At 38.0% G+C, this 15,037-nt stretch carries 13 protein-coding genes and 1 pseudogene; 1 reads left to right on the forward strand and 13 read right to left on the reverse strand.

What is annotated here, in order from left to right; translation table 11 throughout:
• The first annotated feature begins 24 nt into the window (after window positions 1–24).
• A pseudogene (locus RG565_RS05635) lies at window positions 25–1,563 on the forward strand (ATP-binding cassette domain-containing protein).
• A gap of 209 nt (window positions 1,564–1,772) precedes the next feature.
• On the opposite strand, the gene alaS reads toward RG565_RS05635, so the two are convergent.
• The 13 genes from alaS to RG565_RS05700 all read right to left on the reverse strand — a co-directional run bounded on the left by alaS (window position 1,773) and on the right by RG565_RS05700 (window position 15,026).
• Complete coding sequence (gene alaS, locus RG565_RS05640) at window positions 1,773–4,391, reverse strand: alanine--tRNA ligase (RefSeq protein ID WP_247937233.1); 2,619 nt, start codon at window positions 4,389–4,391, stop codon at window positions 1,773–1,775.
• A gap of 54 nt (window positions 4,392–4,445) precedes the next feature.
• Window positions 4,446–5,015 (reverse strand): LURP-one-related/scramblase family protein, encoded by a 570-nt coding sequence (locus RG565_RS05645; RefSeq protein WP_180363947.1) that lies wholly within the window; start codon window positions 5,013–5,015, stop codon window positions 4,446–4,448.
• Window positions 5,016–5,152: 137 nt separating this feature from the next.
• Window positions 5,153–6,091: a peptidylprolyl isomerase PrsA gene (prsA, locus tag RG565_RS05650; protein WP_247937232.1), complete on the reverse strand. Its 939-nt coding sequence runs from the start codon at window positions 6,089–6,091 to the stop codon at window positions 5,153–5,155.
• A gap of 106 nt (window positions 6,092–6,197) precedes the next feature.
• Window positions 6,198–6,881, reverse strand: a complete 684-nt coding sequence (locus tag RG565_RS05655; RefSeq protein WP_247937231.1) for an O-methyltransferase — start codon at window positions 6,879–6,881, stop codon at window positions 6,198–6,200.
• A 1-nt stretch (window position 6,882) separates the two neighbouring features.
• Window positions 6,883–8,685 carry an oligoendopeptidase F gene (gene pepF, locus RG565_RS05660; protein WP_247937230.1) on the reverse strand — a complete coding sequence of 601 codons (1,803 nt, stop codon included), beginning with the start codon at window positions 8,683–8,685 and terminating at the stop codon, window positions 6,883–6,885.
• Entirely contained in the window at window positions 8,637–9,668 is a 1,032-nt protein-coding gene (locus tag RG565_RS05665; protein WP_247937229.1) for a competence protein CoiA, read from the reverse strand. The genes pepF and RG565_RS05665 overlap by 49 nt, the downstream gene beginning before the upstream one ends.
• Before the next feature lie 88 nt (window positions 9,669–9,756).
• Window positions 9,757–11,100, reverse strand: a complete 1,344-nt coding sequence (gene celB, locus RG565_RS05670; RefSeq protein ID WP_003039958.1) for a PTS cellobiose transporter subunit IIC — start codon at window positions 11,098–11,100, stop codon at window positions 9,757–9,759.
• Between the two features lie 39 nt (window positions 11,101–11,139).
• Window positions 11,140–11,646, reverse strand: a complete 507-nt coding sequence (locus tag RG565_RS05675; protein ID WP_003040282.1) for a hypothetical protein — start codon at window positions 11,644–11,646, stop codon at window positions 11,140–11,142.
• 23 nt (window positions 11,647–11,669) lie between these two features.
• Window positions 11,670–11,987: a PTS cellobiose transporter subunit IIA gene (locus tag RG565_RS05680; protein ID WP_003040460.1), complete on the reverse strand. Its 318-nt coding sequence runs from the start codon at window positions 11,985–11,987 to the stop codon at window positions 11,670–11,672.
• Window positions 11,988–11,999: 12 nt separating this feature from the next.
• On the reverse strand, window positions 12,000–13,991 hold the full coding sequence (locus tag RG565_RS05685; protein WP_247937228.1) for a transcription antiterminator: 1,992 nt from the start codon (window positions 13,989–13,991) through the stop codon (window positions 12,000–12,002).
• A 56-nt stretch (window positions 13,992–14,047) separates the two neighbouring features.
• A complete protein-coding gene (locus RG565_RS05690) occupies window positions 14,048–14,362 on the reverse strand; it encodes a PTS cellobiose transporter subunit IIB (protein WP_195322738.1) in 315 nt (104 codons plus the stop codon).
• Between the two features lie 117 nt (window positions 14,363–14,479).
• Window positions 14,480–14,719, reverse strand: a complete 240-nt coding sequence (locus RG565_RS05695; RefSeq protein ID WP_070671149.1) for a SemiSWEET transporter — start codon at window positions 14,717–14,719, stop codon at window positions 14,480–14,482.
• Window positions 14,720–14,786: 67 nt separating this feature from the next.
• The gene (locus RG565_RS05700; protein WP_003040324.1) at window positions 14,787–15,026 is read right to left on the reverse strand and encodes a hypothetical protein; all 240 of its coding nucleotides are present in this window, start codon (window positions 15,024–15,026) and stop codon (window positions 14,787–14,789) included.
• Window positions 15,027–15,037: the final 11 nt, after the last annotated feature.

Below are 15,037 nucleotides of genomic sequence, written 5' to 3' on the forward strand. Positions count from 1 at the left end.
ATGTTCTGTAAGGATTTATCAGATATGCTGAAACGATTTATTTCAAAAAAACTACTGACGATTTACTTTCTGTTTATCGTGCTGACATGGGTTGAGTCAGTTTTAAACCCAACGCTTGTTCGGATGATTATTGATAGTTTTCAAACGAAAAATTTAAAAATTCTCTGGCAAATCTTGATGTTGGGAATTCTTGGAAATATGCTGATTGTCTTAGGTTTGGCAGGCAAACGCTATTTCTATGCAAAAGTCATTGTAGATTTCAATGCAAATATAAAAGGAAAGATGTTTGCTACTTTTTTGTATGAAAATCAACTGGCAAATGAAGATATTCTTTCTGACTTGGAAAATGATGTAAAGCAAATTGAGGAAAATTATGTAGAATCCACTCTGATTATCATTGGTTCTTTAGGTTTCACCTGTGTTTCTATCATTTATGCTTTACTGACAAATTTTTAGCTAGGAGCAATTTTCATCATTTTCTATGCCATTCCAGCTCTGTGTAGTGGTATTGGCTCCAAACAGCTAGACCAGCTTTCTAAGCAAAAATCAGAAGTCAATCAGAGCTACATAACTTTGCTGTCCAGCTTTATAGTAGGTGTTCGAGTCATTAAAAATTACCATAGTCAAACATTCTTTTACACTCTTTTTCAGCAAAAACTCTCTCAAAATATTGAGCAGAATGTTCATTTTGAAAAACAGCGAACCATTAACAATATCCTCATCAACACTATTGATGTATTTTGCTCTATTTGTCCCATTATTGTTGGTGGCTTTATGACTTATTATGGCAGACTGACGCCTGCTAGCTTTGTAGCGATTTATCTTGTCTCTTACAATATCGGCTATCAATTTCAAGAGCTTTCTTACTTTATCAATACTCGAAAATCCAGCAAAAATCTATGTGATAAATATCAATTTTTGGTTGAAAGAACAAAAGCTGATGAAACAATCTCTCCTGAAAATTACTTCCCAATAAAATGTGAACACGTCTTTTTCAGTCATCAAGGAAACATTATTTTATCCGATTTTTCTATTACCATAAATGCTGGTGAAAAGGTTGCTATTATTGGAGAGAGTGGCAGTGGAAAAACAACCTTGTTAAATTTGTTGTTTGGAGTTTTACAGCCGGATTCTGGTCATATTACCTTTAATGACCAAGAGCTAAATCAAGAAGCGAGGCAGCAAATCGGTTCATACATTCTGCAAGAAAGTTACTACTTTGATAATTTGGGCCTCTATGAAAATATTAGCTTAGGAAAACCTATCAATCATGAAAAAATAGAAGATGTTCTGACAAAGGTTCGTCTGCCCTATCTAAAAGAGAAAAATGGAATCACCAATCAATCCTTGTCTGGCGGTGAAAAACAACGCTTAGAGATTGCTAGAAGTCTCTATTACGAGAAAGATTTCATTTTAGCTGACGAGGTCAAATCCAATTTGGATAAACAAACGGCTCAAGAAATTGAAGATGTCTTATTCTCTCTTCATCAAACCGTTATTGAAGTCATTCATCATTACTCAGATGAAACTCTTAAACGATATGACAAAATCATTGAGTTATAAAAATGTGAGCGAATCGTAAGAAAATCTTTATAAAACACCACAACCTAACAGTACAAATAATAAAAAAACGAATAATTCCGATGTTCTGACTAACAGAATATCGAAACTGTTCGTTTTTTGTATGATTTTTATGCAACTCTCTTAGAATTCATTTTTTGAAATCCTTGTAGAGCCAAGCACAGATCTATCTCGCTTAAAGTAATATGACATTACAATTTTTCAGGAACAGCTGCAAGTAATTCTTGAATAGCTGCTTGGTTGCTTCCTCCAGCCATAGCCATATCTGGTTTACCACCACCACGACCATTTACGATTGGAGCAAGTTCCTTGATTAAATTGCCAGCGTGAATATCTTTTGTCTTGCTAGCCACAAGGACATTCACTTTTTCACCAATAGCTGCCACAAGGACAAGAACATCTGAATAGTCTTTTTGTTTCCAAGTGTCTGCAAAAGTGCGTAGAGCACCTGCATCAGACACAGAAACTTGGCTGGCAATAAAGCTGTGTCCATTAGCTTCCTGAACATTCTTGAAGACTTCACCTGAAGCAGCGGCTGCTGCTTTTTCTTTCAGTTCAGCATTTTCTTTTTGCAATTGACGAAGTTGTTCTTGCAAAGCCTCAACTTTACGCGAAACTTCTTTCATTTGCGGAACTTTCAAAGTTGTTGCGATATCTTTCAAAGCATCTTCTTCTTCACGGTAAGCTTCAAACGCTTCTTTGCTCGTCACGGCGAGGATACGACGAGTTCCTGAGCCAATTCCTTCTTCCTTGACAATCTTGAAAAGACCAATTTCAGAAGTATTCTTCATGTGAGTACCACCACACAGCTCAATAGAATAATCTCCAATTGTCACCACACGAACTTCTTTGCCATATTTTTCACCGAAGAGAGCCATTGCTCCCATTTCTTTAGCCGTATCAATGTCTGTTTCAATCGTTTTGATGTCAATGGCTTCCCAGATTTTTTCATTGACTTCTTGCTCAATGCGACGTAGTTCTTCTGCTGTAACTGCTTGGAAATGAGTGAAGTCAAAGCGAAGAAATTCTACTTCATTAAGAGAGCCTGCTTGCGTTGCGTGTTTACCTAAAACATTGTGAAGAGCCGCATGAAGTAAGTGTGTCGCTGTGTGATTTTTCATAACACGGTGACGACGATTGTGGTCAATTTCAAGCTTATATTCTTGGTTTAGCGTGAGTGGTGCTACCACTTCTACCGTATGGAGCGGTTGTCCATTTGGGGCTTTTTGAACATCTACAACTTGGGCAATGAGTTGACCTTCAGAGTCAAAAATGTGTCCATGGTCTGCCACTTGTCCCCCCATTTCAGCATAAAATGGTGTCTCTGAAAAAACAAGGTAAGCCTTCCCAGTTGAAACTTCTTCAACTTCTTCGTCAGCTGCCACAATCGCAACCAACTTCGCAGATAAAGCCTCTTTTTCATAGTTAAAGTGGCTTTCAGCTGTAATGTTTTGCAAGGTTTCATTTTGCATGCCCATAGAGCCACCTTTAACAACACTAGCCCGTGCGCGTTCTTGCTGCTCTTTCATAGCAACTTCAAAGCCTTCGCGGTCTACTGTCATACCAGCTTCTTCAGCAATTTCTTCGGTCAATTCTACTGGGAAACCATAGGTGTCGTACAGTTTAAAGACATCCGTTCCTGAAATAACAGACTGTCCTTTTGCCTTTAACTCTTCTACAATGCTTTGTGCAAAGTGTTGACCTGAATGAAGCGTGCGAGCAAAGGATTCTTCTTCACTTTTGATGATTTTTTCGATAAAATCTTGCTTTTCAAGCACTTCTGGATAATAGCTTTCCATAATCTTTCCAACAGTTGGAACGAGTTTATAAAGGAAAGGCTCATTGATCCCTAATTTTTGACCATGCATCGAAGCACGACGGAGCAAACGACGCAGAACATAGCCCCGTCCTTCATTTCCTGGAAGAGCACCATCCCCAATAGCAAACGACAACGAACGGATATGGTCTGCAATGACCTTGAAGCTCATATTATCTCCGTCTGGATTATAATTCTTACCGGATAATTTTTCTACTTCGCGGATAATTGGCATAAAGAGGTCTGTTTCAAAATTTGTTTTTGCCCCTTGGATGACAGCCACTAAACGCTCTAAGCCTGCACCCGTATCAATATTTTTGTGAGGCAACTCCTTGTATTCACTTCGTGGAACAGCTGGATCAGCATTGAATTGAGACAAAACAATATTCCAAATTTCAATGTAACGATCATTTTCAATATCTTCTGCAAGTAAACGAAGTCCTTGATGTTCAGGATCAAATGCTTCCCCGCGGTCAAAGAAGATTTCTGTATCGGGCCCAGAAGGTCCTGCACCAATTTCCCAGAAATTGTCCTCAATTGGAATCAAATGACTTGGATCGACACCAACTGAAATCCAACGATTGTAAGAATCATGATCGTCCGGATAATAAGTCATATAGAGCTTATCTTTCGGGAAATCAAACCATTCAGGGCTAGTTAAAAGTTCAAAGGCCCACTCAATTGCTTCATCACGGAAATAATCACCAATAGAAAAATTTCCTAACATTTCAAACATGGTATGGTGCCGCGCTGTTTTTCCGACATTTTCAATATCGTTCGTCCGAATCGCTTTCTGCGCATTGGTAATCCGTGGATTTTCTGGAATAATAGTCCCATCAAAATACTTCTTTAACGTTGCAACCCCAGAATTAATCCACAGCAAGGTCGGGTCATTGACTGGTACTAGACTAACAGACGGTTCGACAGCATGACCTTTTGAAGCCCAAAAATCTAGCCACATTTGGCGTACTTGAGCACTTGATAATTGTTTCATTTTCTTCTCCTTAAAACATTTCTCTAACTGATTTTTCTATTGCCCATGTGAGTTTTAAGAACTACTTTCAAAAGCTTCTACATAGTCAATAGCCACACACAATGAAATCACTAAATCCGCGTAGGCATCTTCATAAACCACAACTTGATAAGTGGACATCAGGTGCAAGAGCTCTTTTGAAATCTCTGCAATCACTTGCCCCTGCGCATCCAGCAGACGAAATTCCAAATCCCAGATATTCCCTTCGATGCGCAGACCTAAGTTATCAAATTCATATTTATCTCGTAAAAAAGTAAGCTTTTTACGGATATAAAAACTCGAACCATTGCGCAATTGAATTTCAAATTGAGGTAAGAAGGTTAGCACAGTCTTTTGAATTTGGCTGACTACTTCACCCTTGTCATCATAAATCGTAAAGGTTTTGGGAATTTTTAAAAAGCTCCCCTCCACTTGATACTCAATGTTTCCACGATCGTCTTTGATGTCAAACTTCTCACCACCAAAGCGAAATTTTTGTTTTACAAGATAGGTCTTCATGACGATTCCTCGCAAAAAGACAAGTCCACTAGACGAAGGGCGAAAAACCGCGGTACCACCTTCATTCAATGAACTTGTCATTCTCATTATGTATGCAATTTTTTCTCTGAGTAGCATGATTTTAGCTCTCACATGGCTTGCAGCACCGCCAATTCTCTGGGCTAAGAGATCAAAAATCAATTCTCAATAGATTTATTATACTCGCTTATGAGCATTTCGTCAACTTATTTTGATGAAGATGACGAGTTAGATGTTGATTTGTTATCTGACTTAACATATTGTGAGAATAGACTTTGGAAAGCTTGATCTTTCACTTTAATATTGGCTGCTTGTAATTCTTTGGCAACAATTTTTTGGATAAAGGTTTGATCATTTTGCTTTTGTGTCAAGATAACATTTTTCAGTTGTTTCTTGTAGTCTTTCCAATTCGCTGATTTTTCAGACTTACTATTTAGTTTCACAATATAATAACTTGAAGAATAAGTTGATGATTTAACGGTGATAACATCCGAAATACCGTTTGCTTCAAGGGCAAAAGCCGCTTTTTTAACAGCATCTGGAATATCTGTCGAAGCTGAGTCAAACTTCACTTCCCCACCCTTATCTTTGGTCTTGGTATCCGTAGAATTTTCCTTAGCAATTTGTCCGAAATCAGCACCTTCAGCTTTGGCTTTCTCCAGCACTTCCTTTGCCTTGTCTTGACTGTCAACTTTGATGATTTGAGCAGTCACTTCTGGTGTATAAGATTCGTATGCTTTTTTATAATTTGCATCTGTCAATTCTTTTTCAGCTGCTTTTTTGACAGCATATTCGACCAATTTATTGGTTCTGATTTGTTCACGATAAGTATCTTCCGTCAATCCTGCTCTTGCCAATACTTGTTGGAAAGCAGTTCCGTAAGTGCTCTTACTCTTATTGAACGTTTCATTGACTTCTTTTTCTGTAACATGTTTACCATAGCTCTTTTCAAAAACTTCTTGAATGGTCATATTGAGAAGTACTTGTTGAGCAGCTGCATTATTTTTTACTTTGTCATAGAAATCATTGACAGTGATTGTATTTCCTTTCATTGTGATAATATCTTTACCACCAGCTTGCGAGCACGCCGCTAATGTTACAACTGACAAAAGCGTAATAGCTCCTGCTAGAATTTTTTTCTTCATTATGAAAACTCCTTTTTTTAATTCACTTTCTTATTGTACCATAAAATAGATTTAATATCTTAAATTTTCCTAAAAACTGTGAAAGTTTAGGAAAATATTAAGAATCTCATTCTTTTCTAATCATCAGAATGCCGTCACCAAGAGGCAACAAAGTTGCAGTCAAGTCAGGTTGATCTAGTGTTTTATCAAATAATTGGTGCAACCCTCGATAAATCGTTCGTTGACCTCGACGCACTTCCTTAATGTCTTTCACTATATCACCACCCTGAAAAACATCATCTATGATGATAATCCCTCCTGAAGCAAGGCGCTTCAGAACTTCCGGCAGAAAGACAACGTATTTGGACTTAGCAGAGTCCATAAAGACAAAGTCATAGCAATCTTTCAAACTAGGAAGAATATCCATTGCGTCACCTTCCAGCAATGTAATTTGCTTGCGCTTATCAAACTTAGCAAAGTTCGCTTTAGCAAAAGCAATCATTTCTGGATTGCGATCAATCGTTGTAATTTGAGCCTGCGGTGCATGTTCTGCTATTAAAAGAGCTGAAAAGCCAATGGCTGTTCCAATTTCCAAAATCTTTTCTGGCTGTAAAGTTTCTAATAGAAAACGAAAATAGGCAACTGTTTCATGAGGAATAATGGGAATATTTTCTGCATGAGCAAAAGTTTCGAGCTCTTTTAAAGAGCCCGAAACTTGTTTTTGCCGTGTCCGCATAAAATCGACGATTTCTTTTTTGACAACGGGACGACGCATATTGTGATTAGCATTTTTACTATAGGATTCGACCATTTTATGCCAATCCTAACTTTTCTACAAGTACTTCAAATTCATCAAGACGACGCTCAAAGACTGCAAAGGCAGCATTGAGATAGTCTTCTTTTTCCATATCAACACCAGCTTTTTTAATGACATTTAGCGGATAATCAGAATTTCCTGCTTTCAAGTAGTTGAGATACTTCTCTTTATCTTCTTGCGTTCCGTTAACAATCTTATCAGCTAAGGCAGAAGCAGCTGAGAAACCGGTTGAGTATTGGAAAACATAGTAATCATAGTAGAAATGCGGAATCCGTGCCCATTCGTATTGAATTTGTGGGTTGTCCTCTTTCGTCAAACCATAATATTTTTCATTCAAATCTGCGTACAAATCATTCAAAAATTCACTCGTCAAGACTTGACCTTCTTGGTCAGCTTTGTGAATGGCATGTTCAAACTCGGCAAATTGAGTTTGGCGGAAAACAGTTCCACGGAAACCGTCCAAGAAATGATTCAGAATCGCAAAGCGGGTTTGATCGTCATCTACTTCTTCCAATAATTTCTCCGTAAGGATATTTTCGTTGGTCGTAGAAGCAATCTCAGCTAAGAAAATAGAATAATCTCCGTAAACGTACGGCTGATTTTCACGAGTGTAGCTGGAATGCATGCTGTGACCAGTTTCATGAACCAGCGTAAAAAGATTGTCCAACGTATCTTGCCAGTTGAGCAACATAAAAGCATTGGTATCGTAAGAACCACCAGAATAAGCCCCAGAGCGCTTGCCTTGGTTTTCATAAACATCAATCCAACGATCTGAAAAGGCTTCTTTTACTCGACCTAGATAATCTTCTCCAAGGATAGCTAAGACTTCTTCTGCTTTCATCAAGGCTTCCTCATAAGTAAATTTATAATCTGCTTCTGATAATGGTGTGTAGAGGTCGTACATTTTCAAATCAGAAAGACCTAAAATCTTTGCACGTAGCGCAATATAGCGATGTAAGAGTGGCAAATGTTTGTTGACCGCAGACACTAAGCTATCATAAACACTTTCTGGAATAAAGTTAGCAGACAAGGCAGCTTCACGCGCAGAAGAAAAATTACGAACTTTGGCATTGTAATTATGAACTTTAACATTCGTTTGGAGTGTTTTAGCATAAGTGTGTTGGTATTGCTCATAGACGCTATAAAGCGCTTCATAAGCTTCCCTGCGGACTGTACGATTTTTCGACTCCACTAAACTAATGTAATTTCCGTGCGTCAATTGCACTTCATTTCCTTCTTCGTCGTGTACGGTTGGAAAGACAATATCGGCATTGTCCAAAATTCCAAAAGTATCACCCGCAGCACTGAAGATTTCACCAGCACCTGCCAACAATTCTTCCTCACGTTGAGAAAGGATGTGAGGTTTCTTTTGCAGTAGCTTATCAAAGAAATGCTGATAGATTTGCAATTCGGGCTTTTCAGCTAAGAAAGTCTGATATTGCTTATCTGTGATTGCCATAAATTCTGGTTCATAGAAAGCAAATGCCTGTCCGAATTCACTATAAATAGCCATACCCTTGGCTTGGTATTCTTGGTATTTTGCCACGCGCGTATCTTGGTCATTTTTCATGTGAGCATAGGAATAGAGCTTTTCTATGCGACGCATTAAGTCCAATTGGATTTCTGTTGTTTTTAAAAGGCTATCAGCCGAATCCAAAAGATGACCTGCTAAGCTGCTGGCTTCTTTTAATTCTTTTGAAACTTGACTTAACTCTGCCTCAAAAGCTTCATCTGTTGGGAAAATCGTTGTTAGGTCCCAAGTGTATTTTTCTTCAATTTCATTTCTTTGTTTTGCCATAAAATTTCCTCCGTCCTTCCTATTCTATCATAAATATTGCCAAAAATCTTTGCATAAAAAGCTGGGGGATAGAGAATTTGGAGATTTTTATTTTTTTCTTTTTCATAATAAGCTGAAAATTGCTGGTAATAAGGTGTGAGATCTTGAAAAATCTGGCAGAAAGAGCTGGAACGAACAGGTTGAACCTGCGGATAAAAGTCATTAGCTGTTTTGGTTAATAAATTATCACCCGCTTGATACAATTTTGCTTGCCATTTCATCCATTTGGGCTGCTGATAGTAGAGCTGCTGACGCACATAACGGCAAATATTTTTATCTTCTTTTGCCAGAAAACTCGTCATCTCCTGCTTGCAGAATGGCTGACGAAAGATGTCTAAAAGATTTCCTTTGCCAAAAGTAAAAATTTTTTCCTTATACTGCGCCTTGCCATGCAAATCTTCATGAATCAAGTATTTAAGCCTCAAAAGCTGTTTTTGTTCGTCCAATTCCCACAGATGAAAGCCCATATTTTGACTAAAATAGAGAAAATCCTTTTGTAAATTGGTCAAGGCATTTTTCAGCCAAAGTTTCTTTCCCAAGAGCCAAAGAACGCGATAGCCATACTGACGATAACTGTCCGTACGCTCTTTTAAGCGTTTTTGACTAAGCGAACTGCATTGAACTTCAAGTGCAATTTGTTTTTCAACTAACAAATCTGCGATTTGCTGCAATTCTGGTAAATAAGCTTCCACTTGAATCGCATGATTGGACTTTCTAGCCCAAGTAAACAAAGCAGCTTTCAGATTTAGGTGTTCTGCACTTTCATTTTCCGTAGAAAAATGGCAGTTTTTCAAGGAAATATGAGCAAAATGCGGTCGCATCACCTTGCCATTCTTAAATCGCACTGCTTCCTGACAAGCCGGACAGAAAAATCTATCCAGCGGATTTACCCTATCTTCCACAGCATTTAGCATTTTTCCGTTTTCCTGACAAGCCATTAACATAGATTATTTTCCCCTTTTACTTAAATTATTCGCAAAAAAGAGAAACTTCCGAAAAAGTTTCTCAAATCTTTTATAAGGGGAAACAAATTTATTGAATCGCTTCAGCACTATTCATTTCTTCTTTGTACAACTTAGTATCATACATCTTAATAAATGGATACCAAATTACAAAGGCAGCCAGAGCACAGATAAGTGCAACTACAAAGGCACCAATATTACCACCTGAACCAACGTAAGCTCCAATACCAATAGGTGTTGGCCATGGTGTTTGGGCAATCGCTTTACCAGCTAGTCCAAGTTGAACAGACCAGTAACCAATGGAAGCAGAGACGATTGGAGCCAAAATAAACGGAATGGTTAACATTGGATTATACACAATTGGTAGACCAAAGATAAGGGGTTCGTTGATGTTGAAAATAGCTGGCCCCATAGCTGCTTTTCCAAGCATACGTAATTGATCTGACTTCGCACGGAAAGCAATATAGAAGCAAAGCAATAAGGTCGCACCAGAACCACCGATTGTAACATAAGAGTTGGTAAATTCACCTGCATAAGCAATGAATTTGCCGTCAACGTTTTGTGCCATATTAGCAAGCAAAATTGGATTAACCAGTCCCATAACGATATTCGCACCATGAATACCGACAATCCAAAGAGCATGAACCAATAAGTAAATCACAACGATACCTAGCCATGTGTTAGTGATATGACTAACAAAGGCAAACGGAATTGCAATAACTTTATAAATATCTGTACCAAATAGGATAAAGATACCGTTAATGACAAGTACTGCAAATGCAATGACAAATCCTGGAATGAGAGCTGTAAATGAACGAGCAACTCCTTCTGGAACAGCTTCGGGCATCTTGATGACCCAATTCTTCTTCACACAAAGGCGATATAGTTGTACAGCGAGAATGGACATCAGAATCGCAGTAAACATACCTGATGTAGACAGACGTGTCAAACTATCTCCGCCAACAGTCCAGCCACCAATTGTTGTTTTTCCTGTAACGGCTGAAATCACTCCTTTTGAATAAGTTAATTCAGGAATGGTCAAAAAGTAAGCAAATACCGCTAACAGACCACCATTGAGTGGATTGAGATTGAGCCCTTCTTCTTCGACATAAATTTTTGTGTATTCATATCCAATAACAACAGCAAAGTAGAGAGACAAAATCCCCATTGTACACTTATAAGCTAGCAAGTAGAGAGCTTGAATCTTATCAAATGAATTTGCCCACAAATCAACAATAAATTGAAGATTAAAGGCCTGCGGTATAACACTAAGAACCAAGAAGGCAGACCCTACGATTGTAAAGGGAATGCTGGCCATTCCGGCAGCAACAATAGCACGAACAGGACGCCAAGTAGAGACTTTCCCCATTGGTCCCATGAGGTACTTTTCTAGAAATTCAAACAATTTATTCATAATATATCCTCCTATGATGTTTGAAATATGGTTTCTAAACTAACGTTGAACAGTTGCAATATATTCTTGAATGCGCTTATATTGCTTGTCTGTATGGTGATGAATTCGACTTAATTTTCTTAGCATGAGAATGGCTAAAAGTAGCCCCAATGAAAGTACAACCGTTAAAACGGTTACAGTGGTTGTACTAATCGAAAAAAATGGAAAGAGAAAATGATACTGTCCCGCAAAAACAAGCAGCAGTAGCAAAACATTTGCTAAGGCAGAAACATTGTAAAAGAACCGCGTTAATGTCGCTTCTTTTTGATGAACGGTGTACATTCGTGTTTGTTCCCACATTGCTAACGCTGCAAGAATCGTTAGCAACAAAGGCAACAGCAAAACTAAGCCAGCATTAGAAAGATACAACATGAGCATCCAATACAGATTGGCAAAGAAGAAAAAGGCTGTTGCATAACGAACTGAAAAGTAGCGTGTATAGTACATATTTTTAATTGCTGCTTCTTTTCGTCTAGCTTCCAATTCTTGTTTTTCTTTTTTAGTCATATCTACTCCTCCCACCTCTTCTTTTACTTTTCAACCTTCCGATAAAGGCTAAGCATTTCAAGTGCCACTTCACGCAGTGTCATAGTTGTCATCAAATGATCCTGAGCATGCACCATAATGATTTCAATTTTGATTTCTGTTCCACTTGCGTATTCTTGCAGCAAGTTTGTTTGTGCATGATGTGCTTCCAATAGCTCTGTATTGGCAGCTTCTAACTTTTCAGCCGCTTCATCATAGTGTCCTTCTCGCATATCAGCGAAAGCTTCGTGAACCGTTGTCCTTGCTGAACCACTGTGCAAGATAATTTCAAAAGCGGCCACCTGTAATTCTTCCTGATTCATAGACAATCTCCTTTACTTTATTTTTAAAAATAACTGTTTAAACTCTGAAAATGACTGACAATCCAAGATCTGTTTTTGCAAGTCAGGCTGCTCTAACAAATCCACAATCTTAGATGTCAACGTCGCCATTCCTTCATTCCCATAGATAGCTGGCGATGGAAGAAAGATGAGCCGAATATGAGGATTTTCTTCGTTCCACTGAAGACCGTTTTTTACAATAGCGACACCAATTTTATGATGTTTAGCAATCGGTTTAATCGGATGCGGCACTGCGATTTGTTCTGAGAAAATAACCGAGCTCATTTTTTCACGCTGCTCCATTAAATCCTGCATACAAGAAACAAAATCCTGCTCTTCACCTTGTCCCATTTGGCTCAGTAACTCTTGTAAGATGACCTCTTTTGTCGCATCTTGAGTAAGAACAAAACAAGCGGAGGAGAAATAGTCATCAAAGATTTTTTCTTCATTTTGATCCACCATTACTGCTGTTTCTGGTATCAAAGAACTTTCTACAGGTTTCAGCTGAGCCATTTTATGTTTTATCTCTTTTAGCTCCTCTGAATTTAAAAAGATGCTGACTGTAAAAACAGGAACACTGAAGACCAGATTGGATAAATCAATAGATGAAATGATAAAATCAATATTTTTCAGACGTTCATCACTCAACTCATAATAGCCAATCACATCCACAATGTGGACTAAGTTACCCAGCTCATTCTCAATGCGATTTTTCAGCATTTGCGCTGATCCGTAGCCCGTTGCACAAATCACCAAGATATTAAACTTTTGCTTTTCCTTTAACCGCTCCAAGGCGGCCATGAAATGCAGGGCGATGTAGGAAATTTCATCATCAGACAAGTTTTCCTTAGAAAAAATCGGCATGGCCTGCAAGAGCTCTCTTGTCATCGCTAAAACAGATGAATACTGCTGCTGAATGTCCTTTAAAAGAGGATTTTCCAGCACTACATGATTTTGCAAACGTACAAGTAAGGTAACTAAATGCGTGACAACTCCCTCAACTAACTGGAAGTCATGTTGAAATTGATAATCCTTGACATGCTCGACCTGCTCTAATGCTTCTAGTAACTGCCTGCGGATTTCTTGGTTTATATCCTTCTTTGCATATTGATTATCTTGGCAAGAAGCTTTAGAAATCAAGTGCAAGGTGATATAGTCCACTTCCTCCTTTGGAAATTCCAGTCCTGTCGCCAGATACACTCTATGTAAAATTTTCTCCGCAATTTTTCGCTCTGCCAGATAATTTTCTTGATTCCAATTTTCAATTTGATTGATTTGAAAACCTTCTGCAATTCGTTTAAAAGAAAGAGCGATGTGAATCACCAAGTTTTGAATGACAAAATCTGACAACTTTAAGTAACTTTCGCGGCATTCATCTAGCACAATAATCGTCAATTCTTCTAAACTGATTTGCCGACCAGGAACTTCAATCGTGATGTAATTATGCAAACTTTGAAAGAAATTATCACGGAAAAAATAATCCATGATAAATCGACGCTTGTTGCGCTCACTTCCCTTTACATAAACACCTCGATTGGCTTTACTTTCGATTTGTAAGTCATACTTTGCCAAGTCTTTTCTGATTTTCTTAAAATCCGCTGACAAGGTTGACCGACTGACAAATAATTCTTCTGCCAAATTGTCAAAATAAAGCTTCTCTTGCTCAAAAAGCAATTTGTTTAAAATGTAATTGTAGCGATCTTCTATATTTTCAGTCTTAGCAGCATTTACCTCGGTCAATAGTTCAGCCTGTATAAAATCTTGACAAAGGGCTTTATCTTGCAGTTCTAATTTATAGCCATAACCTTGCTTGGCAATAATTTTCCAGCCTGTTTCATGAGGATTCCAGTCCATCAAGGATTTCAGATAAGTTCTTATCGTACGATCAGAGCAAGAAAGCTGCTTGGCTAACTCCTTACTCGTCATATAGTGATTTTTGTTCTCCAATAAGGATTGCAGAATCAATTTTTCTTTCTGATGTAGCAATACAGTTCTCCTTCCACATCTGTAAGAACTATTTTATCCTTTTTTGCGCTGAAACTTTAAATCTTTTCCAAGATAAGATTTGCCATTTTTTCAATTCCCATCGGAATTGGAATATAAGCTTGTGGTGGAATTTGTACAATAGGCTTTCCAACCTTTGCACCTGCTTCTTCAAATTGTTTAAAATACATCTTTGTTTGCGGGCTGATGAGATAGAGGTCATATTCGGCAGCAGCAATCGCTTTGCCGCCTTCTGTCGCACTAACAGCATCTACTTCAATATCATGCCCCTTACCCTTTAAAAATTCCGTTGTTTTCTTTGCCATCAAAGAAGATGACATACCTGCTGCACAGATAATCAATACTTTAGCCATAAGATTTTCTCCTTATAAATAAAATTTATTTTATAAACTCATTATAGATGAAAACGATTACAACTTCCATCTTATTTTTTTCCGTAGTGAAACGGAAATATTTCCTTAGTTACTTTTTTACTTATATTTTAATTTATAATAGAGAATGGTTCCTGATAAAACCAAAGACACGCTATTTGCCATAATCAAAGGCAGATCGTCAATCACCAGACCATGGAACAGCCACAAAGCAATACCAACAACTTGCATCAGATACATGCCAAGCGCAATAGACTCTGTGTCTTTGGTTTTGATGACTTTAATGACCTGCGGTAAAAAGGCAAAAGTAGTTAATATCGCTGCTATACTTCCAATCATATATGTTCCCCTTTCATAAAAACGAGGCTAGGAAAATCTAACCTCGCTCTTTTATTATCTACGCAGTCTAAAAAAGATTTGTCAGCCCCGGAAATTTGGATAAAACCAGAACATCTTTCTTTTCCAAACCGTAAGCAGACATTATCAACTCTTGAATCTTCACATCATTGATGTCACTGTCTACGACAAAACCGTCTGCATTTTTCAACTTAATGGTTAAATGCTGGGTGATAGCTGGATTGGCAGCCAAGTCTGGCACAGCGACTCCTTTAGAAAATTTGATGACATAGGTTATTCTTTTACTCATGATAATCTCCG

The organism is Streptococcus sp. IsoGale021, from assembly GCF_031142795.1.
Taxonomy (GTDB): domain Bacteria; phylum Bacillota; class Bacilli; order Lactobacillales; family Streptococcaceae; genus Streptococcus; species Streptococcus hominis.

Excerpts from the sequence above, each read along its gene's own strand:
- RG565_RS05675 (WP_003040282.1), bottom strand. The coding sequence starts at position 11,646 with ATGACTAAAAAAGAAAAACAAGAATTGGAAGCTAGACGAAAAGAAGCA.
- alaS (WP_247937233.1), bottom strand. The coding sequence starts at position 4,391 with ATGAAACAATTATCAAGTGCTCAAGTACGCCAAATGTGGCTAGATTTT.
- celB (WP_003039958.1), bottom strand. The coding sequence starts at position 11,100 with ATGAATAAATTGTTTGAATTTCTAGAAAAGTACCTCATGGGACCAATG.
- pepF (WP_247937230.1), bottom strand. The coding sequence starts at position 8,685 with ATGGCAAAACAAAGAAATGAAATTGAAGAAAAATACACTTGGGACCTA.
- RG565_RS05655 (WP_247937231.1), bottom strand. The coding sequence starts at position 6,881 with ATGGTCGAATCCTATAGTAAAAATGCTAATCACAATATGCGTCGTCCC.
- RG565_RS05700 (WP_003040324.1), bottom strand. The coding sequence starts at position 15,026 with ATGAGTAAAAGAATAACCTATGTCATCAAATTTTCTAAAGGAGTCGCT.
- RG565_RS05645 (WP_180363947.1), bottom strand. The coding sequence starts at position 5,015 with ATGAGAATGACAAGTTCATTGAATGAAGGTGGTACCGCGGTTTTTCGC.
- RG565_RS05680 (WP_003040460.1), bottom strand. The coding sequence starts at position 11,987 with ATGAATCAGGAAGAATTACAGGTGGCCGCTTTTGAAATTATCTTGCAC.
- RG565_RS05665 (WP_247937229.1), bottom strand. The coding sequence starts at position 9,668 with ATGTTAATGGCTTGTCAGGAAAACGGAAAAATGCTAAATGCTGTGGAA.
- prsA (WP_247937232.1), bottom strand. The coding sequence starts at position 6,091 with ATGAAGAAAAAAATTCTAGCAGGAGCTATTACGCTTTTGTCAGTTGTA.
- RG565_RS05690 (WP_195322738.1), bottom strand. The coding sequence starts at position 14,362 with ATGGCTAAAGTATTGATTATCTGTGCAGCAGGTATGTCATCTTCTTTG.
- RG565_RS05695 (WP_070671149.1), bottom strand. The coding sequence starts at position 14,719 with ATGATTGGAAGTATAGCAGCGATATTAACTACTTTTGCCTTTTTACCG.